1 pseudogene is annotated in these 202 nt (G+C 65.3%); it reads left to right on the forward strand.

From position 1 onward, the window contains the following. Window positions 1-202, forward strand: a pseudogene (locus tag RAD10_RS42705) (IS481 family transposase); the annotation flags it as partial.

Here is a 202-nt window from a genome sequence, read left to right on the forward strand (position 1 = left end):
GATGGCCAGGCGGTGCCGGTGCCGTCGACGGTGCACCAGATCCTGTGTCGGAACGGCAAAGTCAAACCGAGCGAGAGCGCGCCCCCCAATCCAGGGCATCGCTTCGAGAAGGAAGCTCCCAACCTGCTGTGGCAGATGGACTTCAAGGGTCACCTGCCGCTCGCCAACGGGACGCGATGCCATCCGCTGACCGTCGTCGACG

The sequence above is a fragment of the Bradyrhizobium sp. 23AC genome, assembly GCF_054863025.1.